Origin of the sequence: Rhodococcus cerastii (assembly GCF_033042195.1) — a bacterium.
GTDB lineage: Bacteria > Actinomycetota > Actinomycetes > Mycobacteriales > Mycobacteriaceae > Rhodococcoides.
Genome location: NZ_JAWLKF010000011.1, coordinates 135,617 through 155,805, shown reverse-complemented (window position 1 = coordinate 155,805; position 20,189 = coordinate 135,617). Strand labels below are relative to the sequence as shown.

Below are 20,189 nucleotides of genomic sequence, written 5' to 3'. Positions count from 1 at the left end.
CCCGGAAGCTAAGCCCTCCAGCGCCGATGGTACTGCACTCGACAGGGTGTGGGAGAGTAGGACACCGCCGAACACAACATCCCAGAATGGCCCCCGACCACGGTCGAGGGCCATTCTGCATTTCGAAACCACACACACCACAAACTATCCACGAGCATCCGACGAACGCGCGCGCATTCGCGACGATCCGGGCCTGACCTCGGCGGGCAGACTGACGACGCGACCGCGGACGCTCTTACGAACGCAGACGCGCGCGCATTCGCCATCCGCGCGCACAATCGCGCCCCGACCAGACACCAATTCCCGCGCACCCGACGAACGCGCGCGCATTCGCTTACAGCCCAGGCCTGGACCTGGATGCGGTCAGACGACGCGACCGCGGACCACGAATACGAGCGCAGACGCGCGCGCGTTCGCTATCCGCGCGCACCCGGCGAACGCACGCGCATTCGCGGCGATGCATAGGCGGCAGCAACTGCCATGCCTGCAATAGCGGACCCACGAGCTGCCCGGCACCCCAGCCCCCACCCCCTCCGACACACACACGCGCGCGTTCGCTATCCGCGCGCGGAATCGCGCCCCGACCACTCACCATTCCCCGCGCACCCGACGAACGCGCGCGCATTCGCGACGATCAGGGTTTGGACCCGGGTGCCGGCTCCACACTGTCGCCCCCGAGTTGCCTACGATGGTGGTCCCGACACAGACGCGCGCGCGTTCGCCATCCGCGCGCACAATCGCGCCCCGACCACTCACCAATTCCCGCGCACCCGACGAACGCGCGCGCATTCGCTCGCCGCCGGGTCCAACATCCTCTCCCCGGCGAGGCTTTGTGGGTGTCGACGAGATTCTGTGGCACAGTCGATGTCGATGAAACTTCCCGTCGAACGGCGCCGTGTCAGCAGAATTCTGCTCGATTTCGATCTGAGTATCGAGTTCGACAACGGTGCCAGCGTTGCTTTCAGTGAGGTAGTGATCGATGGCCTCACTGTCGATGAGGACAATCAGTTCGAGGGTCTACGAGCCTTCGCAACACTGCACGGTCTTGTCTGCGAGGACGCAGACTACGACGAAGCCGGTGTTCTCCGTCTGACGTTCGCGGGCAGGCAAAGGGTGGTGGCCGCCCCGCGAGACGAAGTCGAATCCTGGGAGTACAGCGCGGTGGACGGTTCGACCGTGTTGTGTGGACCGGGAGGGGCCGTCGAATCGTGGCCCGCACCCGAGCGTCAGAAGGCAGAGCCACCGACCGTCGAAAGGCTTCCTTCGATCGGTGCCACTGTGGTCCGGCTCTCGACCGGCGACGATCCTGCCGTCGAGTTCTCGGACGGCACGAAGCTGTTGTTCGACCTCGCCCTCGACGCCGGGTATCTCGTACTGCGGGAGAGTGTGACGTCGAGTTCCCACTCGGACGGTGCTGCCACAGAGGGGGATTGGGTCGTCGAACTATCCTCGGGTCACGTGATCTTCTACCGGCCCCGCACGGTGTAGGGCTTGCCGAACTGAGTTTCGACACCGGGGGAGTACAGCACCGAGTCGGGTGGCCGAGTACTGACATCGGGTAGGCCTGCCGCAGCGACGAGTTCGTCGGAGCAGTGGGTGAGTTCAGCATCGACCAGCTGCCAGTGTCGGTGCACGTTCGGCACGTAGAGCAATCGCCCGGCCAACGATGTGTGCAAGCCCCACCTCGCGGTGAGGAAGACCGCGAGCGCGTCCTCGGACATATCGCGAGTTCCTCGGACGATTCCGAAGTCGGTCGTGGCACCGCGATGCGGGGGAGCGAGCCGCCGACTTCGATAGCTGATTGTCGTCGTGTCGTCGTCTATGTCGATCGACGACCAGCGATACGGAATGCGAGCGGCATTGGTGCCCAACACGACTGCGAGTCTGGACGCCTCGAGAGATCGGAACACGACGCCGCGTCGACCTTCCGCGTCGATCGAGTACAGGCGCACGTTGATCTCACCGAACGTGCCGAAGTACGGAACGGGGTGACGGTAACCGAGGCCGGCACCGACCATGTGGAAGCCGATCAGCCCGACCCACGACGAGCCGTCGAATTCGTCGGGCGTGCACCCGCGAGGCAACAGCGGGGCGACGGCCGAACTCGGAACTCGCCAATGCAGAAAGACGAGCCGTTCCCAGCGCTGATCCATCAGGATCGGACGAGGCAGCAGCGGCGGCCGCGGCCAGAGGCGTCGGGCATCGTCTCGATTCATGATTCGAGCCTAGGCGCGACGCGTCAGGAGGCCGTGAACCGGGCGTGCACGCTCGCGGAGATCGTGATGTTCTCGGGTTTGAGTGCGAATCCGGCAGGGGAAGACTGCGCGGCGAACATGCGTGCGGAGGGCTGTGCTCCACCATGTTCGGTGGTCCCCGGAAGCAGGCCCGGGTCGGCTATCGCCACAGCGTGCACGCCTGTACGGCCCAGGCTCGATGCATAGGCCTCGGCCTTGGAGACGGCGTCGCGCACAGCGAGTTCTCGGACCGCGAGAGTCCGAGCAGTTCTGCTGGATTCGGTGAGGTCCCAGTCGAAGTGGTCGATCGACACTCCCTCCAGTGCAGAGGCTGCGTAGACGAACGCGTCCACCAGATCGAGTTGGCTGAACTGCACCTCCACCGACGCTTCGGCTTGGTAGACGTAAGGGAGTTGTTCTCCGTCGTTGTTGAACGGGCGGTGGCGCGAGTGGCGCACCTGGTCCACCGACCAACGATCGATCGGTCCGCCGTCGCTGTTGTAGAGCGGCTCGACCAGTCTCGTGAGTTCCCGGACGAGTTGCTGAGCGGGTTCGGACGCGGACTCCGCCGTGCGGCCGTCGGTGCGAACGGTGAGCGAGAGTGTGCACTGCTCTGGTGGGTAGGTCGCTGCGCCGTGACCGACGACGGTGATGTCGAGTGCTTCAGGGCTCATGGCGTCCAGTCTGGCATCCACGCGCCGATATTCATCGAACCTCAACAGTGCTGGCCGACGCGTCAGGTGCGGAGGACAATTGCGAGCATGCTTCCCGTTCTGGATCTCGGTCTGGCCGATGACGACCCCCGCTCGTTCGAGCTGTCGCTGCGTGAAGCGGCTCACGGGTCCGGCTTCTTCTATCTCGTCGGACACGGGATCGAGAACGCACGTATGCACGATGTGCTTCGCCTAGCGCGTGAGTTCTTCGCCGTGCCGGACCATGTCAAGGACGAGATCAGTCAGCTGAAGAGCCCGCACTTCCGCGGTTACTCGCGGGTGGGTGGCGAGCTGACCAACGGTCGGGTGGATTGGCGGGAGCAGATCGACATCGGTCCCGAACGTCCGGCGATCGAGGGTGCGGCGGGCTACTGGAATCTTCAGGGCCCCAATCTCTGGCCTTCGCAGCCCGCACGATTCAGAGAGACGTTCGAGCAGTGGGAACGGACGGTGTCGGGTCTTGGACTCCGGCTGCTTCGGCACTGGGCACATTCCCTGGGAGCGCCCGAGACCGCGTTCGACGACGCTTTCGCCACCGCGCCCGCGACACTGATGAAGGTCGTGCGTTACCCGGGCACTTCCGATCATTCGCAGGGCGTCGGTGCGCACAAGGACTCCGGGGTGCTGACGCTGCTGCTCGTCGAGCCGGACTCGACCGGCCTGCAGGTGGAGACGACGCCCGACACCTGGATCGACGTGCCGCCAATGGACGGGGCGTTCATCGTCAACATCGGCGAGCTGTTGGAAGTGGCGACCGGCGGCTATCTACGGGCGACGCGGCATCGGGTGGTCGCGCCCGGGCCCGGCACCGATCGAGTCTCCGTGCCACACTTCCTGAGCCCCGCCCTCGATGCCGTCGTACCTGTCATCGAACTGCCACCGGAGTTGGCGCTGCAGTCACGAGGCGTCGAGAACGATCCCGACAACCCCATCTACCGCACCTACGGCGAAAACGCGTGGAAGTCCCGAACGCGAGCGCACCCTGACGTGGCGCAGTTGCACCACGGCATTGCCCCAGCAGAGCAACGGTCGACCTACTGACTCCTGCTGCGTCCATGTCGTGACTGTCGGTACTGCGCCCATGCCCCGGTGCACCACAGTGCCCAGAGGATCAGCAGGGGCTGGAACAGCAATCGGATTCCTCGCGCAGTGTCGGAGTCGAGGCCGAACGCATCGGTGTGCGTGAGGAACTGTGAGATGTTGCCGGGGAAGACCGCGACGAAGAACGCTGCGACCACCCAACCCACGAGCGGCGCGCGAGCCGTCCAGAACAGCAGTGCCAAGCCGAGCACGATCTCCACGACGCCCGATGCCAGTACGACGAAGTCGGTGCTCAGCGGCACCCACTCGGGAACCTGCGCTGCGAACGTCTCGCGCGCCCAGAAGAGATGACTGAGGCCGGCGAAGACTAGGAACGCTCCCAGTACTACTCGCCCGATGGTGCGAGATATCGATTTCGTCATGGCGTCATGAGACACCACGGGCAGACTGAGCACTATGACCGGGAGTACACCGACCGACTCAGCGCGGCACCGATGGGTACTGCACGTCGACCTCGATCAGTTCATCGCTGCCGTGGAAGTGCTCCGCAATCCGGATCTGGCGGGCAAGGCAGTGGTGGTCGGCGGCAGGGGAGATCCCACCGAGCGTGGGGTGGTCTCGACCGCCTCCTACGAGGCGCGTGCGAAGGGCGTCGGATCCGGAATGCCACTGCGCGTCGCCGCGAAGAAGATTCCCGACGCCGTCTTCCTCCCCGTGGACAAGCCGGCGTACGACGAGGCGTCGGCGATGGTGATGGACACTCTGCGGACGTTGGGATTCGTCGTCGAGGTGATCGGTTGGGACGAGGCTTTTCTCGGTGTCGAGACCGATGACCCCGAGGGGGTAGCGAAGACAGTGCACGACGCTGTCTTCGACGCGACGGGGTTGCATTGCTCGGTCGGTATCGGGGACAACAAGTTACGAGCCAAGATCGCCACCGATTTCGACAAGCCGCAGGGCGTCTACCGGCTCACACAGGACAACTGGTTCGAGGTGATGGGCGATCGCAGTACCGATGCGTTGTGGGGGATCGGCAAGAAGATCTCGAAGAGGCTGGCCGCCCTCGGCATCTCGACAGTCCGAGAACTTGCCGATGCCGAGGACGCGGACCTCGCCGCCGCGTTCGGGCCGAAGATCGGTCCGTGGCTCGGTACGAAAGGACGAGGCATCGACCTCGCACCGGTGACGTCCGAGCCGTGGGTTGCACGGTCGCACAGTCATGAGATCACGTTCCAGACCAACGTCGCCGACTGGGCGGTCATCCGAGACGAGGTGGCCGGTTTGACGTCGAAGGTGTTGGCCGACATCGAGGCCGAGAACCGGCCGGCAGTTCGAGCTGCACTGAAGATTCGCTACGCGCCGTTCGAGACGCATACCGTCAGCGCACCGATCGTCGGCGCGCCGACCTTCGATCCGGAGATTCTGACCTCTGCTGCGGTGGCGCTCGTCGATCGCCTCGACCACACGAGAGAGGTTCGATTGATCGGCGTCCGGCTGGAAATGATTCCGCCGCAACCTCTCTGACTACTTGCGGCCCGCCGCCCAGCGCAGTCCCCAGCCGTACTTCTTGTCGAGATCGGCCTGGCTCCCCTGGATGTACTCGACCTCGCGGGTGACGGTAATGCCCGCAGAGGTGTTCTCCAACAACGCGATCGAGCAGATTCGCGCGGAGTTCTCGGCAGAGTCGAGGCGTACCTCTACCTGCGGTCCGCTGGTGGGGTAGAGCGTCACCACTCCGTCCACTGCGGCCCAGTTCGGTGCGCCGTCGTAGATCATCGCGAAGATCAGGATTCGAGCGAACTTCTCGGGATGGGCAAGGTTGATGTGCATGTTCTCGCCGCCGCTGACCGAACCGGAGCGATCGTCACCGTCGAGCGCGATGAACGGGGCATCCTGCAGTGAACCGAAGCTGTTTCCGAGTGCCTGGACGACGCCTTTGGAACCGTCGCGCAGTTCGTAGAGGCAGCCGAGGTCGAGATCGACACCGCCGGAGCCGTACGACGCCGCGGCCAGCTTGGCCAGGAAGCCCTTCTTCTTCGGCTGTGCCGCGGGTGCGCCGGTCGACCAATTAAGGTTCACCCGCATCGAACCCTGCTTCTCACCGGACTTGGTGAGGCTGATCGTCGGTGACGCCTTGGACAGCGTCACTTTGCTCAGGCTGACGGGAGCTCCGCTTTGCTGCGCTGGGTTCTGCCCGGTCGAGGGCTTGCGGGTGTAGTCGATGGCCATGGTTGTGCCTTCCGGAACGGTCGGTTACCGGATCGAGGTGTCCGGTTTGGGCGGTGTGTCGACAATAACTGCCCGCCCGATCACCTCGATGATCGCACCGCTGCGTACGAGACGTTGCTACGGCCGTGGCACGTTGCGCAGATTCGACTTGGCCATCCGGACTGCCTCGCCGACGCCACCGTTGAGCACGACCTTGCTCATCGCGAGCGCGAATCCCTTGATCTGCTCCCCGGTGATGGTCGGCGGCACCGACAGCGCCATCGGGTCGGTGATCAGCTGGACCAGTGCCGGACCGTCGACCGCAAAAGCGGTTTCGAGTGCGCTGCGAATGTCACCGGGCTGTTCGACGCGTTGTGCGTGGATGCCGGCGGCGGCAGCGATGCCGGTGTAGTCGACCTGCGGCACGTCGACGCCGAAGTCGGGCAGACCGTCGACGAGCATCTCGGCCTTGACCATGCCGAGTGTGGAATTGTCGAACAGCACGATCTTGACGGGCAGCTTGTACATCGCGACGGTCAGGAGTTCGGAGAGCAGCATCGAGAACCCGCCGTCGCCGGAGATCGAGACGACCTGGCGGCCCGGGTTGGCGAATTGCGCGCCGATGGCGTGCGGCAAGGCATTGGCCATGGAACCGTGCAGCATCGACGCGACGAAGGCCCTTCTGCCGGTGGGGTTGATGTAGCGCGCGGTCCACACGTTGCACATTCCGGTGTCCGTGGTGAAGACGGCGTCGTCGGCGGCGAGGTCGTCGAGCACCGACGCGGCGTATTCGGGGTGGATGGGAACGAGCTTTTCGGCGTTGCGGGTGTATGCGCCGATCGTCTTGCCCATGAGGTCGTTGTGCTTGTCCACCCACTTCTCCACGTACCGGCGGTCGGTTTTGCGAGTGACCAACGGCTGCAACGCATTCAACGTCGCGAGAACATCACCGTGGATCGGGTACTGCACCGAGGTTCGGCGTCCGAGCTTCGTCGGATCGATATCGATCTGTGCGGTGGTGACGTCCTCCGGCAGGAACTGCTGGTACGGAAAATCGGTGCCGAGCAGGATGAGCAGGTCTGCGTCGTGGATACCCGCATGGGCTGCGCCGTACCCGAGCAAGCCCGTCATTCCGACGTCGTACGGGTTGTCGTACTGGATGAACTCCTTGCCGCGCAACGAATGTCCGACGGGAGCGCCGATCGTGTCGGCGAACGCGACCACCTCGTCGTGGGCGCCCTTGACGCCGTAGCCGGCGAAGATGGCAACCTTCTCGGCGTTGTTGATGGCGTCGGCCAGCTTCTGGATGTCCGCCGCAGGCGGTGTGACGACCGGTGTGGACGGAACGGCAATGGGATCCATCGTGCCGGACGCCGACAGCTCGGCGATGTCTCCGGGGAGTGTCACGACCGACACCCCGCCGCCGGTGATGGAGGCGTTGATCGCCGCGCGGAACACCCGGGGAGCCTGGTCGGCAGTGGAGACGAATTCGTTGTAGAGCGAGCATTCACCGAAGAGACGGTCGGGGTGCGTTTCCTGGAAGTAGCCCGAGCCGATCTCGCTGCTGGGAATGTGCGACGCGATCGCCAGAACCGGTGCGCCGGAACGGTGTGCGTCGTAGAGGCCGTTGATCAGATGCAGGTTCCCGGGCCCGCAGGAGCCGGCGCAGACGGCCAACGTGCCGGTGGTCTGCGCGTCGGCCGAAGCAGCGAACGCCGCCGCTTCCTCGTGTCGGACATGAATCCAGTCGATACCGCCCTTGGCCGATCCACCGGTACGGCGCACCGCGTCGACCACCGGATTGAGACTGTCGCCGACGATGCCGTAGATGCGCTGAACGCCGGCGTCGACGAGTCCTCGAACGAGTTGATCGGCCACTGTGGTGGGCATGTCACTGTCTCCTCAAAATTCGGTGACGCACCGATGTGCCTCGGCTGCGTCTTCTCGACGCCTTCCCTGGACCGAGGGTCTGCCAAACATGGAAGTGCACGTCGATGAGGGCCGTCACGAGGAAAGTGCTGGTAGAACGCCGTGGCGATCTCCGTCACGTCGCACTACGCCCACCGATGACTGCGGTTACCCGCCGACCGGCGAGAACTGTGTCGGTGCAGTTCGCCCCGGAACCGTGGAATCGCGGACGACCAGTGTCGGTGTGAGTGCCACCGAGGACACCGGCAGTCCGTGGGTGACGGCCAGCAGCATTTCGGCTGCGCGTGTGCCGATTTCGCGGTGCGGACTGTGAATTGTCGTCAAGGGCACCGTCAATTCGCTGCAGATCGAGATGTCGTTGTAGCCGACGACCGCAATGTCGCGTCCCGGCTGTAGTTTCGCTTCGCGCAGGACTCCGAGGACTCCGATGGCGCTGAAATCGTTGGTCGCGAAGATCGCGGTCGGAGGTGTCGGTAACGCCAGAAGTGCTGTGGCCCCGCGTCGTCCGGCCTCGGGATCGAAGCCCTCTTCCCGTACGTACTCGTCGGGAACGTCGATGCCTGCATCGCGGAGGGCAGCTCGGCAGCCCTCCGATCGGTCGATTCCGGTGCTGGCCCACGCCGGGCCGGACACGATCCCCACTCGGGTGTGGCCGAGCCTGGCCAAGTGCTCGCCGGCAAGGTAGCCGCCCCGATGGTCGTCGCACGTCACCGAGGTCATCCCCGGGTATCTACGGCTGATGAGTACGAACTTGATCCCTCGGCGGTGAAGGTCCTCGAGGTTCTCGCTGTCGAGGCGAGCATCACCGAAGATCAGGCCGTCGACGTTGCGGCCGAGCAACAGATCGATGCGGCGACGCTGCTGAATCGGATCGTCGTGGGTGTTGGCGACGAAGGTCTCGTACCCGGCCCGGTTCGCTGTTTCCTCGATGGCGTCGTACATCGCCGAGAGCACCACGTCGGTCAATCGTGGGACGAGTACTCCGAACGCGGTGGACTTCTTGGTGGTCAAGCTCGCCGCGTTGGGGTTGGGGACGTACTCCATCTCGCGGGCCAGCTCGAACAATCGCAGATCTCCGGCGCTGGCACCGGCCGGGTCGAGCGCGACGCGTCGTAGAGCTCGGGAAACGGTCGAGACATGCACTCCCGCAGCAGCTGCAACCGTTTTGAGCGTGACGCTTCCCGACGTAGTGCTGTCCACTGGCGGTTCCCCTCGGTCCTCCGTCGGCGCTGCCCCGACCCCTGATGACCCCTAAGCTAGCACCGTGCGCAATCGTTTGCGCAACAAGTTGCTCTCGAGGAACGGACATTCGATGACAGGTTTGGGTGGTCTCAATCCATCGCCGACGTCGCTCACACTCGGCCTGGTTCAACAACAGGTTCCGCTGATCACCAGCATGGCCGACGTGGATGCGACGACCGATCGCGTATGCAGGCAGTTGCGTGAGGCGAAGGCTGGATTCTCGGCCCTGGATCTCGTGGTGTTCCCGGAGTATTCGCTGCACGGCTTACGTAAGTCCTCGTGGGCATCCGACGAGGTGATGTGCGATATGGACGGTCCGCAGGTGGAGCAACTGCGTGCCGCGTGCCGCGAGTCGAAGGTCTGGGGGTGCTTCAGCATCATGGAACGCAACCCGGGCGGGGCGCCGTTCAACTCCGGAATCATCGTCGACGACCGAGGCGACGTAGCCCTGTACGTCCGCAAACTGCATCCCTGGACGCCCAAGGAGCCCTGGGAGCCAGGCGATATGGGTCTGCCGGTCTGCCCGGGGCCCAAGGGTTCGGTTCTGTCGTTGTTGATCTGTCATGACGGGATGTTCCCCGAAGTCGCCAGGGAGGCGAGCTACCGCGGTGCCAACGTGCTGCTGCGCACGGCCGGGTACAAGTTTCCGCTGCGGCAGTCCTGGCGTATCACCAACGAGGCCAATGCCTTTCACAACTTGGCGTACACGGCATCGGTGTGTCTGGCGGGGGAGGACGGCAATGGCATCCCGTCGATGGGCGAGGCGATGGTGTGCGACTACGAAGGAACCATCGTCGAGCGCGGCGATTCGACACCCGATCGAGTGGTGACGGTATCGATCGAGCCGTCCCGCGCCGATGCGGCACGTCGAGAATGGGGAGTCGAGAACAACATCTACCAACTGGGGCATCGCGGGTTCACTGCCCTGGCCGGTGGCGCGCAGGACTGCCCGTACACCTACGTTCGCGACCTGGCCGACGGAACCTATCGACTGCCGTGGGAGGACGAGGTGCGCATCGTCGACGGGACGTCGGAGGGGTACGGGCCCCCGCGTAGACCCGACAGTGCAACCGATTCGGCGCGGGCCGGTCTGCGCGGCGAGTAAGGCGGAGGTTACGCGGCCGGTGCCCGTGTAACGGTGCCATTAATTGGTTCCGGATTTGTCGCCCAAAGCTCGACATCGAGCTCGAAACCCCTCTATCGTCAGAGCAACGCAATCGGTTGCACGATCGGTTGCACAGCAAGCGAAAGAAGGCTCGTTTCGATGACTTCCCAGGTAGGCGACTCTCTGGAGCTCACGGATCGCACCCGCCACGACATCGATTCGATGTCTTCGGGGGATGTGTACAAACTGCTGTCCTGCGCGGTGCAACCTCGTCCGATCGCGTGGATCTCGACCGTCTCCGGCGACGGCGTTCGCAACCTGGCACCGTTCAGCTTCTTCAACGTCGCCTCGCGCAATCCGGCGACGCTGATGATCTCCATCGGCGAGCGCATCGGGTCCCCCGGAGAGCTCAAGGACACGTTGGTCAACATTCGCGACACCGGCGAATTCGTCGTCAACATTCCGTCCGCCGACACCGTGGATGCGGTGACCGCGAGTTTCGCCACCGTCGATGCGGAGATCGACGAGTTCGAGCTCTCGCAGATGACCGCGGTGCCGTCGGTGTCGGTCTCGGCTCCGTCGGTCCTCGAATCCCTGGTCTCGCTCGAATGCCGAACGTTGCAGGAAATTGCGCTCGGCTCGGACACCCTGGTACTCGGGACCGTGACGACGGTGACCAGCAGGCCCGGGTTGCTCACCACCGACCTGCATGTCGACACACTCCAACACCGATTCCTCGGCAGGTTGGCCGGCCCGTTCTACACCACCGACATGAACCGGGTGGCGCAATGACCACGTCGGCCCGCCTGCGCGGCGTCGACACCCAGCCGGTGGTCGACACGTTCGATATCGCTGTGGTGCAGACCGGTTCGCGGACCGGTGCCTGGCAGCAGAACATCGATGCAGTGGCCGCAGAAGTGCGTACGCTCGCCGCCGCCGGGTCCAAGCTGATCGTCCTACCCGAATTGTTCGCCAGCGGTTACGATCTCGACGACCTCGATTCGATGGCCGAGTCGGTACCCGGTCGTACATCGATCGCGCTCGGTGAGCTCGCTGCCGATACCGACACGGTTCTGGTGACGGCCATCGTGTTTCGTGACTCCGCAGGAGTCGTCTTCGACAGCTCGCTCGTCGTGGGTCCGGACGGCCTGCTGGCTGTGGGACACAAGCGTTTTCTCTGGGACCGAGAGAAATCGGTGTTCACTCCTGGCGCGGAGAGCGGACTGCTGGTCAGCACTCCGTTCGGCACCATCGGCGTCGTGATCTGCTACGAGGCAGGCTTTCCCGAGACGGTCCGCGATCTGGTCCAGCGAGGAGCCGATGTCATCGCCGTGCCGTCCGCATTCGGGCACGTTCGCCTGCACGTGTGGAAGCTACTCACCCGGTCCCGTGCACTCGAGAACGGCGTCGTAGTCGCGGCCGCCGGACTCACCGGACAGGCCGGCGACGGCCCACGGTTCGCGGGCCACAGCGTCATCGTCGGACCGCAGGGGCGCACCATCGTCGAGATGGACGAGGGCGTCGGATCGGTATCGGCCACAGTGACTCGACGCGAGATGCTCGACGCACGCGACGAAGTGCCCTATCTGAAAGACCTTGCCCTACTGGGCGGTATCACCGAGACACGGACGACCGAGAACGATCACGAGAGGAACCGAGATGTTCGATCTGCGATCAGCTGATCTGTTGCGCGCATTCACCCGTCAGCTCGAGCTGTGCAAAGTTCAGCCCGGAGAGCAGGTGGTGATTCTCGCGGAACCGTCGAGCCGCGGTGATTACATCTCGGCTGCCTTCGGTGCGGCCCAGAGCCTGGGTGCCCAGGTGCTCGCGGCAACGGTCCCCGGCGGTAGTCCGGCGCCGATGCCGAGCACCCACACCGGGGCAGGCCCCGGCCTGGTGTCGGTCATGAACAGTTCGGTGGCTCAGGACATGCTCAAGGGCGCGGACCTCGTGGTCGACCTCACCAGTGAAGGCTTCATCCACGCGCCCATCCAGCAGGAGATCCTGGCCGCCGGAACGCGCATCATCTTCGTCTGCGACGCCCCGGACGTGTTGATCCGCAACATGCCCCAGGACGGCGACAAGGAGCGAGTACAGGCCGGTGTCGACCTGATCCGCAACGGTTCGACCATGCGCATCACCAACGAGGCCGGCACCGATCTCACCGTGCAACTGAGCAATTCGCAGCCCGAGTTCCAGGTGGGCTTCGCCGACGACAAGGGCCGCTGGGATCATTGGCCGTCGACGATGGTGCTGTGCTGGCCGGAGATCTCCAACGGAAAGATCGTGCTGTCCGAGGGCGACATCTTGTTGCCGTTCAAGGAGTACGTCCGAGACGAGACGACGCTGACGGTCACCAACGGTCACATCGACGAGGTCACCGGCGGCGGCGAGGCGGCGCTGCTCAACATGTTCTTCGCCGACTCCAACGACAAGTGGGCGCGCTACCTGTCCCACATGGGCTGGGGACTGATGAAGACCGGCGACTGGTTCGCGGCCGCGATGTACGGCAAGGACGACATCATGGGCATGGACGCCCGCGCGTTCGCCGGCAGCTTCCTGTGGTCCACCGGCCCACACCCCGTACTCGGCCGAGACTCCTACGCACACCTCGACATCGGAATGCGCGCCTGCACCGTGTCCATCGACGGCATCGATGTCGTCACCGAGGGTCGATTGGTGGAGAGCTGACATGGCACCGATCGAAGTAGTGATCGCAGGCGGTGGCCTGGGCGGTCTGACCGCGGCGCTCTCGCTGCGGCACAGAGGAATTCAGGTGACGGTACTCGAGGCCGCTGCCGAGCTGGGCGAGGTGGGCGCGGGAATTCAGACCGCTCCCAACGCCAGCCGTATCCTCATCGCCCTCGGGATGCGCGAGAAGCTCGAAGCGATCAAGACCGAGCCGATGGATCAGGTGCGAAGGCGCTGGGAGAACGGCAAGGTCATCGCGCTCACCGCGCTCGGCGAGTACTGCAAGAAGACGTTCAACGCCCCGTACTGGCACTATCACCGCGCAGACCTGCACTCTGCCATCCACGCGCAGTGTCTCGACCCCGACGGCCCGGGCCCGATGGTGGTGTTCGAGACCGACGCGAAGGTCGTCGAGGTCGATCGAAAGAATCCGACGCGGCCTGTCGCGGTCACCGGAACCGGTAAGCGCTACGAATCGGACCTGCTCATCGGAGCCGACGGAATTCGCTCGACGGTGCGCGATCTCATCGGTCTACCCGATACGCTCGTGTTTTCCGGCGAAATGGCCTATCGCGCACTCATTCCGGGTGATCGCATCGTCAAGGATCCGGCCACTCGCTGGCTCGTCGACCGATACCAGAGCACCATCTGGTACGGACCGGACCGGCACCTGGTGCACTACATGATCCGTAACGGCGAATACCTCAATGTCGTTGCGCTGGCTCCGTGTACCGACGAGGTCCGCGACGGTGGACCACGGCTCGTCGGGCCCGAGGAACTGATGGGGACATTCCCGGATTGGGACGATCGCGCCCACGCGATGCTCTCCAAGGCCGACGAGAACGTGCTGTGCCAGGCGCTCTACTACCGCAGGCCCGACCCGCGGTGGACCGACGGCCGCGTCGCGCTGCTGGGCGATGCGTGTCACGCCATGCTGCCGTATCAGGCACAGGGTGCTTCGCAGGCCATGGAAGACGCGGCAGTGCTGGCCGAGGAACTCGCGAAGGTCACCTCGAGCGGGATCGACGAGGCGTTGGCGCGCTACGTCTTTCGCCGGGCCAGGCACGCGCGGATGGTGCAGGACGCGAGCCTGCAGAACAAGACTTTTTATCACATACCCGATGGACCCGAGCAGCAGAAGCGGGACGCGACACTGGCGTCGTTCGATGGGGAATCCGACATCTCGTACGACTGGCTGTGGAGCGGTACCCCGCTCGACGACAGCGACGACGAGAAATTCCATTACTCGTTCGTCCGATGACGACCTCGGACCACAACACCGCGCCGGAGGCTGCGATGAAGACTGGTGATCAGGTAGTACAGGAACTCCCCTGGAAATGGGGTGTGCAGGGCAAGATCTTCATCATCGGCGGGCTGGGCTACATGTTCGACGCCTGGGACGTGGCGCTCAACGGCTTCTTGACCCCGCTGCTCGGAAGCTACTGGGACCTGTCCCAAGCCGAGCGCGGTCTGGTCGCCACCGGCAACCTGATCGGCATGGCCGTCGGGGCCGTCGTGTGGGGCACGATCGCCGACCGAGTCGGACGTAAGCGTGCATTCTCGTTGACGCTGTTGATCTTTGCGCTGTTCTCGGTCCTGGGAGCGTTCGCGCCGAGCTTCGAGATCTTCATCATTCTGCGGTTCCTCGCCGGGTTCGGCCTCGGTGGCTGCATCCCGGTGGACTACGCGTTGGTCAGCGAATTCTCACCGCGTCGGATTCGCGGCAAGATTCTCTCCGCCATGGATGTCTGGTGGCCGATCGGTGCCACCATCTGCGGCGTCGTCGCCACGCTGCTCGTCCCGATCGACGGCGACGTTCGCTGGCGCTACATGCTGCTGTTCATGGTTCTGCCTGCGCTGCTGCTGTTCTGGGTCCGACGCGGCATCCCGGAATCACCCATCTACCTCGCCAAGGTCGGTCGTGAGGCCGAGGCCCGCGCCGTCATCGACGACATGGTGACCCGTACCGGATCCGAGGCCGTCGACTACGTCATCGTCGCCGACACCGCCCCGAAGGGACCGGGCGGAATGAAAGCCGCTCTGACGCAGCTGAAGTCGGTCTGGCGCTACAGCCCGCGCATCACCGCCGCAGCCTGGATGCTTTTCGTGTCCATCATGCTGCTCTACTACGCAGCGCTGAGCTGGATGCCGTCCATCCTCCGCGCCGAGGGCTACGGAGAGTTCGCAGCCTTCGCCGGTACGACGCTGATGACCGGCGTCGGCATCGTCGGTGTGCTCACGTCCGCGTTCATCGTGGAGATCTTCGGACGCAAGTGGGTCATCGGACTGTCCGGCCCGATCGCGGGTAGCGCGCTGGTCATGTTCGCCGTCATGCTCGACATCCAGTCGGCTGCGCTGATCTGGCTCGGCATCTTCGGATTCGTCATTCAGCTGACCATCCCGGTCCTGTACTGCTACGTCTCGGAGTTGTACCCCACCAACATCCGCGCCTCGGGATTCGGCTACGCGTCCTCGGTCAGTCGGGTCGCAACCGGCTTCGCGCCGCTGTTGTTCGGCTCCGTCATGTGGCCGATCCTGGGTCTTCCGTTGACCTTCGGCATCGTCACCGCGTTCGTGTTGTTCGCGGTGATCTGGATGGCGTACTTCGCACCCGAGACCAAGGGTCGCGAACTCGACACCCTCGTCGACGAACCCACCGAGGTCGTCGCAGGCGAGGCTCGAGTCTGATGAAGCCCGCGCAGTTCGACTACCACCGGGCGCGCGATGTCTCGGGTGCAGTGCGGCTGCTGTCCGAGCTGGGCGAGGACGCGAAGATCATCGCCGGAGGCCAGTCCCTGGTCGCCATGATGAACTTCCGCCTCGCCCGGCCCGGGCACCTGGTCGACGTGGGTGGGTTGAACACTCTGCAGTACATCCGCCGGGAATCCGACGGCCTGCACATCGGAGCGCTCACCACCCACCATGATGTCGAATGTGGCGACGTGGGAACGGATTTCGGTGTCCTTCGCGAGGCCATGCGGTGGGTGGGGCACTATCCGATTCGCACCCGCGGGACCGTCGGGGGCAGCATCGCCCATGCGGACGCCACCGCGGAATGGTGCTTGTTGGCCATACTGCTCGACGCCCGCATCGTCGTCGAGAGTGTGCGGGGGCGGCGAACCGTCGAGGCAGACTCGTTCTTCTTCGGGTACTACTCCACCGATCTCGCGTTCGACGAGATGATCGTCGAGATCGTGTTCCCGAACCCGGCACCGCACGCTGCGGTCACCGAATACGCAGAGCGGCAGGGAGATTTCGCGATCGTGGGCGCAGCGGTGTCCCTCGATCTCGACGGCGTGGCCGTGGTCGGCGGACGGGTTGCCCTCGCGGGAGTGGGAGCAACTCCCGTGCGATCGCCGGCAGGGGAAGCCGTCCTGGCCGCAGGCGGGACCTTCGCAGACTGCGCGGATGCCGCAGCCGAATCATTGGAACTGGAGGACGAGGGCATGGTCACCGCCGAGTACCGCCGCACCCTGGTGCGCACGTTGGTCGCCGAAGCCTGCAGCGACGCACTGGTATCGCAGGGGGTGCCCACGTGAGCGTCGATCAGGTTCTCACGCCGAAATTCGTCGGCACCTCGGTCGCACGCCGGGAAGACCCGCGGTTGCTCACCGGCCGAGGCAGATTCGTCGACGACATCGCGATGCCGGGAATGTTGCACGCCCAGTTCGTCCGCAGCACCGTCGCGGCCGGATCGATCACCGGTCTCGACGTCGGTGATGTCGCCGGAGTCGAGGGGGTGCGCGGCGTCTTCACCGCGGCGGATTTGGACCTGCGGCCGATCCGCGCCGAGTTGTCGCGTCCGCTCAGCGAATTCGTGCCCACCGACATGCCCGTGTTGGCGCACGACGTGGTGCGCTACGTCGGTGAGCCACTGGCCATCGTCGTCGCCGCCGATGCCTACAGCGTCGAGGACGGGCTCGAGGCGGCACGAGTGTCGTACCGGACCGTCACCGCCGTCACCTCCGCAGATCAGGCCATGTCCGATGACGTTCCCCTGGTTCACGATTCGGTTCCGAACAACATCGTCGTGGACGTGCAGATGTTCGCCACCGACGGCATCGACGAGATCTTCGACGACGCGCACACCGTGGTGTCGGTGCAATCCAGAACCGGCCGGCAGAACGCGCTTCCACTCGAGACCCGCGGATGCATCGCGTACTGGGACGATCGCGACGAGCAGCTGATCATCTACATTTGTACTCAGGTGCCACACCAGGTTCGGACCGTCACCGCGCTCTGCCTCGGGCTGGACGAGCGCCAGGTGCGCGTCGTGGTACCCGACATGGGCGGCGGGTTCGGGCAGAAGTGCGTCGTCGGCCGCGAGGAGATCGCCGTCGCCGCAGCTGCGTTGAAGCTCCGCCGTCCCGTGAAATGGATCGAGGATCGCAAGGACGCACTGACGGCGTCGTTCCTGGCGCGCGAACAGCAGTACGACGTGCGGGCAGCATTCGATTCCGAGGGCCACATCCTCGGCCTCGACGCGGACGTCGTGTGCGACATGGGCGCGTACTCCTGCTACCCGTTCACTGCCGGCATCGAGCCGCTGATGGCCTCGGCGGAAATGCCGGGGGTGTACCAGGTTCCGGCGTACCGGGTGCGAGGCCGTTCCGTGTTCAGCAACAAGGCACCGACCGCGCCGTACCGCGGCGTGTCCCGGCCGCAGTACGTCATGGTGATGGAGCGGCTGTTCGAGCGAGCAGCCCGTGAACTGCAGCTCGATGCGGTGGAGATCAGGCGGCGCAACGTCATCACCGCCTTCCCGTACACCGGCGTCAACAACATCACCTACGACCCGGGCTCGTACCTCGAGGCGCTGAACCTGTGCGAGCAGACCCTCCGTGACGGCGGTTGGTACGACGTCCAGGAGCGGGCAACCGCAGACGGCCGACACATCGGCATCGGATACTCGTGCTTCAGCGAGCGAACCGGATACGGCAGCAGCGCATTCGCGGCGCGCAAGATGAACGTGGTGCCCGGGTTCGACATCTCGGAGGTCAAAATGGACACCTCCGGCACGGTCGTCGTGACCACCGGAACGATGAGCCACGGTCAGAGTCACGAGACCACGATGGCTCAGATCGTCGCCGATCGCCTCGGCATCGGCGTCGAACAGGTCAAGATCGTGCAGGGCGACACCGATCGGATCACCTACGGCTTCGGCTCGTTCGCCTCTCGCTCCATCACCATCGGCGGCAGTGCGGTGGCGTTGGCGTCGAACAAGCTGGGAGACAAGCTCTGTGAGATCGCAGCGCATCTGCTGGAGACTCGCGACGACAACGTCGAGTTGGCATCGGGGCGCGTACGTCAGCGCGACGACCACTCGAAGTACGTCACCTACCGGGACATCGCCGACGTCGCGTATCTGAAGGCGCAGCTGCTGCCGAAGGGCGTGGAACCCGGATTGTCCGCGACGGCAAGCTTCGACGTGTTCAACGACGGCACCTTCTCCAACGCCACCCACGGCGTTGTGGTCGAGTTGCACGAGGGCACCGGACGAGTGGAGATCCTGAAGTACGTGTGCGTCGAGGACTGCGGCGTCGCGATCAACCCCAAGATCGTCGAGGGCCAGTGCCGGGGTGGGATCGCCCAGGGCATCGCCGGGGCGTTGTTCGAGCAGGTGTCGTACGACGATCACGGAAATCCACTGTGTGCCAGCTTCATCGACTACAAGGTGCCGACTGCCTGCGAGATTCCGGACATCGAGATTCACCACCTCGAAACTCCCTGCCTGTTCACCGAATCCGGAGCCAAGGGAGCCGGTGAGGGCGGAACGATCGGTGCACCCGCCGCTGTGCTCAACGCCGTCAACGACGGATTGCGCTCCACCGGAGTCGAACTGAACGACACACCGATCACCCCCGTGGCAGTACAGGCGGCATTGGCGAAGGGCAGGCCATGAGCAACAAGCAACTGATCGAACTGAACGTCAACGGCACCGTCCGTGAGGTGATCACCGAACCACGCCGAACTCTGGTCGACGTACTGCGGCACGATCTGCAGCTCACTGGAACGCATGTCGGCTGCGAGCACGGCGTGTGCGGAGCCTGCACCGTGCTGATCGACGGCAAGCCGGCCCGCGCGTGCCTGACGTTCGCAGCGCAGGTGGAGAACTCGGACATCGAGACCGTCGAATCACTCGGCATCGACGGTGAATTGAACGATCTGCAGCAGGCCTTCGCAGACCATCACGGTCTGCAGTGCGGGTTCTGTACACCGGGGTTCCTGATGTTGGCCGAGGGCTACCTCGCCGACAACCCCGATGCCACCAAGGAACAGATCCGCGAGGTGGTGGCGTCGAACTACTGCCGCTGTACCGGGTACCAGACCATCGTCGAGGCCATCGACTCGTGCGCCGAGCAGCGCCGCTGCGCCGGCTGTGTGAACGGAGTTCCCAAGTGATACTGACCAATACACTCGATATCGACGCGTCCGCCGAGGACGTGTTCCGGCTGATCAACGACGTCGAGAAAGTCGCGACCTGCGTACCGGGGGCGGCCATCACCGGTAAGGACGGCGAGACCTACCTCGGCGGCGTGAAGGTCAAAGTGGGCCCGATCAGCGCGTCGTACGCCGGCACGATTCGGTTCCTCGAGGTCGACGCGGAGACCCGCACGCTCACACTCGAAGCCAAGGGGGCGGACTCGCACGGCAACGGCGACGCCGAGGCCCAGGTCGATCTGGCGGTCGAGGCGCTCGGTGATCGATCGCGGTTGACCCTGAATACCGATCTGGTGATCAGCGGAAAGATAGTCTCGTTCGGCAAGGGCGCGATCGTCGCGGTGTCGAACAAGGTCCTGCAACAGTTCGCCGTCAATCTCGGTGCGCTGCTCAGTGGTTCGGCCACGGCCGAATCGACCACGCCTGCAGCTGTCAAGGCTGCTGTTGCGAGCCCGATGGGCGGCGAATTGAACGCGATGAGCCTGATGCCCGAACCGGTGCGCAAGTACGCACCGATCGCGGGCATCTTCCTCTCGGGAATGGTCGAGGGCTGGCTGGTGTCCAGGGCCTTCGGACGTCGATAGT

The 20,189-nt window shown here is 64.6% G+C and carries 19 protein-coding genes; 13 read left to right on the top strand and 6 right to left on the bottom strand.

Annotated elements, in window-relative coordinates; genetic code table 11:
- Positions 1 to 870: 870 nt before the first annotated feature.
- The gene (locus R3P93_RS18665) at positions 871 to 1,488 is read left to right on the top strand and encodes a DUF6188 family protein (RefSeq protein ID WP_317533751.1); all 618 of its coding nucleotides are present in this window, start codon (positions 871 to 873) and stop codon (positions 1,486 to 1,488) included.
- Here the strand turns inward: R3P93_RS18665 and R3P93_RS18660 are convergent.
- Both R3P93_RS18660 and R3P93_RS18655 read right to left on the bottom strand, forming a co-directional pair.
- On the bottom strand, positions 1,467 to 2,216 hold the full coding sequence (locus R3P93_RS18660; protein WP_255183387.1) for a YqjF family protein: 750 nt from the start codon (positions 2,214 to 2,216) through the stop codon (positions 1,467 to 1,469). The two genes, R3P93_RS18665 and R3P93_RS18660, sit on opposite strands and share 22 nt — an antisense overlap.
- Before the next feature lie 23 nt (positions 2,217 to 2,239).
- Positions 2,240 to 2,908 (bottom strand): SIMPL domain-containing protein, encoded by a 669-nt coding sequence (locus R3P93_RS18655; protein WP_317533750.1) that lies wholly within the window; start codon positions 2,906 to 2,908, stop codon positions 2,240 to 2,242.
- A gap of 87 nt (positions 2,909 to 2,995) precedes the next feature.
- On the opposite strand from R3P93_RS18655, the gene R3P93_RS18650 reads away from it, so the two are divergent.
- Positions 2,996 to 3,988, top strand: coding sequence for an isopenicillin N synthase family dioxygenase (locus R3P93_RS18650; protein ID WP_317533749.1), 993 nt, complete (start codon positions 2,996 to 2,998; stop codon positions 3,986 to 3,988).
- Here R3P93_RS18650 and R3P93_RS18645 read toward each other — a convergent pair.
- Positions 3,982 to 4,410, bottom strand: a complete 429-nt coding sequence (locus R3P93_RS18645) for a DoxX family protein (protein WP_149407892.1) — start codon at positions 4,408 to 4,410, stop codon at positions 3,982 to 3,984. The two genes, R3P93_RS18650 and R3P93_RS18645, sit on opposite strands and share 7 nt — an antisense overlap.
- A gap of 34 nt (positions 4,411 to 4,444) precedes the next feature.
- Here R3P93_RS18645 and R3P93_RS18640 point away from each other — a divergent pair, with 34 nt between their 5' ends.
- Entirely contained in the window at positions 4,445 to 5,512 is a 1,068-nt protein-coding gene (locus tag R3P93_RS18640) for a DNA polymerase IV (RefSeq protein WP_317533748.1), read from the top strand.
- On the opposite strand, the gene R3P93_RS18635 is transcribed toward R3P93_RS18640, so the two are convergent.
- The 3 genes from R3P93_RS18635 to R3P93_RS18625 all read right to left on the bottom strand — a co-directional run bounded on the left by R3P93_RS18635 (position 5,513) and on the right by R3P93_RS18625 (position 9,325).
- Positions 5,513 to 6,217 (bottom strand): TerD family protein, encoded by a 705-nt coding sequence (locus tag R3P93_RS18635; protein ID WP_068051137.1) that lies wholly within the window; start codon positions 6,215 to 6,217, stop codon positions 5,513 to 5,515. It abuts the gene before it with no gap.
- Between the two features lie 117 nt (positions 6,218 to 6,334).
- Positions 6,335 to 8,086 (bottom strand): pyruvate dehydrogenase, encoded by a 1,752-nt coding sequence (locus R3P93_RS18630; RefSeq protein WP_317533747.1) that lies wholly within the window; start codon positions 8,084 to 8,086, stop codon positions 6,335 to 6,337.
- Positions 8,087 to 8,272: 186 nt separating this feature from the next.
- Complete coding sequence (locus tag R3P93_RS18625) at positions 8,273 to 9,325, bottom strand: LacI family DNA-binding transcriptional regulator (protein ID WP_317533746.1); 1,053 nt, start codon at positions 9,323 to 9,325, stop codon at positions 8,273 to 8,275.
- A gap of 112 nt (positions 9,326 to 9,437) precedes the next feature.
- Here R3P93_RS18625 and R3P93_RS18620 point away from each other — a divergent pair, with 112 nt between their 5' ends.
- The 10 genes from R3P93_RS18620 (at position 9,438) to R3P93_RS18575 (ending at position 20,188) form a co-directional block, all read left to right on the top strand.
- Entirely contained in the window at positions 9,438 to 10,472 is a 1,035-nt protein-coding gene (locus R3P93_RS18620; RefSeq protein ID WP_317533745.1) for a formamidase, read from the top strand.
- A gap of 159 nt (positions 10,473 to 10,631) precedes the next feature.
- Positions 10,632 to 11,264, top strand: coding sequence for a flavin reductase family protein (locus R3P93_RS18615; protein ID WP_317533744.1), 633 nt, complete (start codon positions 10,632 to 10,634; stop codon positions 11,262 to 11,264).
- A complete protein-coding gene (locus R3P93_RS18610; protein ID WP_317533743.1) occupies positions 11,261 to 12,154 on the top strand; it encodes a carbon-nitrogen hydrolase family protein in 894 nt (297 codons plus the stop codon). The genes R3P93_RS18615 and R3P93_RS18610 overlap by 4 nt, the downstream gene beginning before the upstream one ends.
- Positions 12,132 to 13,163 (top strand): hypothetical protein, encoded by a 1,032-nt coding sequence (locus R3P93_RS18605; protein ID WP_283347516.1) that lies wholly within the window; start codon positions 12,132 to 12,134, stop codon positions 13,161 to 13,163. Before R3P93_RS18610 ends, R3P93_RS18605 begins: the two co-directional genes overlap by 23 nt.
- Before the next feature lies 1 nt (position 13,164).
- The gene (locus R3P93_RS18600) at positions 13,165 to 14,424 is read left to right on the top strand and encodes an FAD-dependent monooxygenase (RefSeq protein ID WP_317533742.1); all 1,260 of its coding nucleotides are present in this window, start codon (positions 13,165 to 13,167) and stop codon (positions 14,422 to 14,424) included.
- Positions 14,421 to 15,851 carry an MFS transporter gene (locus R3P93_RS18595; protein WP_231893678.1) on the top strand — a complete coding sequence of 477 codons (1,431 nt, stop codon included), beginning with the start codon at positions 14,421 to 14,423 and terminating at the stop codon, positions 15,849 to 15,851. The genes R3P93_RS18600 and R3P93_RS18595 overlap by 4 nt, the downstream gene beginning before the upstream one ends.
- Complete coding sequence (locus R3P93_RS18590; RefSeq protein ID WP_317533741.1) at positions 15,851 to 16,702, top strand: FAD binding domain-containing protein; 852 nt, start codon at positions 15,851 to 15,853, stop codon at positions 16,700 to 16,702. The genes R3P93_RS18595 and R3P93_RS18590 overlap by 1 nt, the downstream gene beginning before the upstream one ends.
- Positions 16,699 to 19,065 (top strand): xanthine dehydrogenase family protein molybdopterin-binding subunit, encoded by a 2,367-nt coding sequence (locus R3P93_RS18585; protein ID WP_317533740.1) that lies wholly within the window; start codon positions 16,699 to 16,701, stop codon positions 19,063 to 19,065. The genes R3P93_RS18590 and R3P93_RS18585 overlap by 4 nt, the downstream gene beginning before the upstream one ends.
- Complete coding sequence (locus R3P93_RS18580) at positions 19,062 to 19,565, top strand: (2Fe-2S)-binding protein (RefSeq protein WP_149407882.1); 504 nt, start codon at positions 19,062 to 19,064, stop codon at positions 19,563 to 19,565. Before R3P93_RS18585 ends, R3P93_RS18580 begins: the two co-directional genes overlap by 4 nt.
- Positions 19,562 to 20,188 (top strand): SRPBCC family protein, encoded by a 627-nt coding sequence (locus tag R3P93_RS18575; protein ID WP_317533739.1) that lies wholly within the window; start codon positions 19,562 to 19,564, stop codon positions 20,186 to 20,188. Before R3P93_RS18580 ends, R3P93_RS18575 begins: the two co-directional genes overlap by 4 nt.
- Position 20,189: the final 1 nt, after the last annotated feature.

Excerpts from the sequence above, each read along its gene's own strand:
- R3P93_RS18615 (WP_317533744.1), top strand. The coding sequence starts at position 10,632 with ATGACTTCCCAGGTAGGCGACTCTCTGGAGCTCACGGATCGCACCCGC.
- R3P93_RS18595 (WP_231893678.1), top strand. The coding sequence starts at position 14,421 with ATGACGACCTCGGACCACAACACCGCGCCGGAGGCTGCGATGAAGACT.
- R3P93_RS18580 (WP_149407882.1), top strand. The coding sequence starts at position 19,062 with ATGAGCAACAAGCAACTGATCGAACTGAACGTCAACGGCACCGTCCGT.
- R3P93_RS18665 (WP_317533751.1), top strand. The coding sequence starts at position 871 with ATGAAACTTCCCGTCGAACGGCGCCGTGTCAGCAGAATTCTGCTCGAT.
- R3P93_RS18645 (WP_149407892.1), bottom strand. The coding sequence starts at position 4,410 with ATGACGAAATCGATATCTCGCACCATCGGGCGAGTAGTACTGGGAGCG.
- R3P93_RS18600 (WP_317533742.1), top strand. The coding sequence starts at position 13,165 with ATGGCACCGATCGAAGTAGTGATCGCAGGCGGTGGCCTGGGCGGTCTG.
- R3P93_RS18610 (WP_317533743.1), top strand. The coding sequence starts at position 11,261 with ATGACCACGTCGGCCCGCCTGCGCGGCGTCGACACCCAGCCGGTGGTC.
- R3P93_RS18590 (WP_317533741.1), top strand. The coding sequence starts at position 15,851 with ATGAAGCCCGCGCAGTTCGACTACCACCGGGCGCGCGATGTCTCGGGT.
- R3P93_RS18635 (WP_068051137.1), bottom strand. The coding sequence starts at position 6,217 with ATGGCCATCGACTACACCCGCAAGCCCTCGACCGGGCAGAACCCAGCG.
- R3P93_RS18640 (WP_317533748.1), top strand. The coding sequence starts at position 4,445 with ATGACCGGGAGTACACCGACCGACTCAGCGCGGCACCGATGGGTACTG.
- R3P93_RS18650 (WP_317533749.1), top strand. The coding sequence starts at position 2,996 with ATGCTTCCCGTTCTGGATCTCGGTCTGGCCGATGACGACCCCCGCTCG.
- R3P93_RS18660 (WP_255183387.1), bottom strand. The coding sequence starts at position 2,216 with ATGAATCGAGACGATGCCCGACGCCTCTGGCCGCGGCCGCCGCTGCTG.
- R3P93_RS18620 (WP_317533745.1), top strand. The coding sequence starts at position 9,438 with ATGACAGGTTTGGGTGGTCTCAATCCATCGCCGACGTCGCTCACACTC.
- R3P93_RS18630 (WP_317533747.1), bottom strand. The coding sequence starts at position 8,086 with ATGCCCACCACAGTGGCCGATCAACTCGTTCGAGGACTCGTCGACGCC.
- R3P93_RS18655 (WP_317533750.1), bottom strand. The coding sequence starts at position 2,908 with ATGAGCCCTGAAGCACTCGACATCACCGTCGTCGGTCACGGCGCAGCG.
- R3P93_RS18605 (WP_283347516.1), top strand. The coding sequence starts at position 12,132 with ATGTTCGATCTGCGATCAGCTGATCTGTTGCGCGCATTCACCCGTCAG.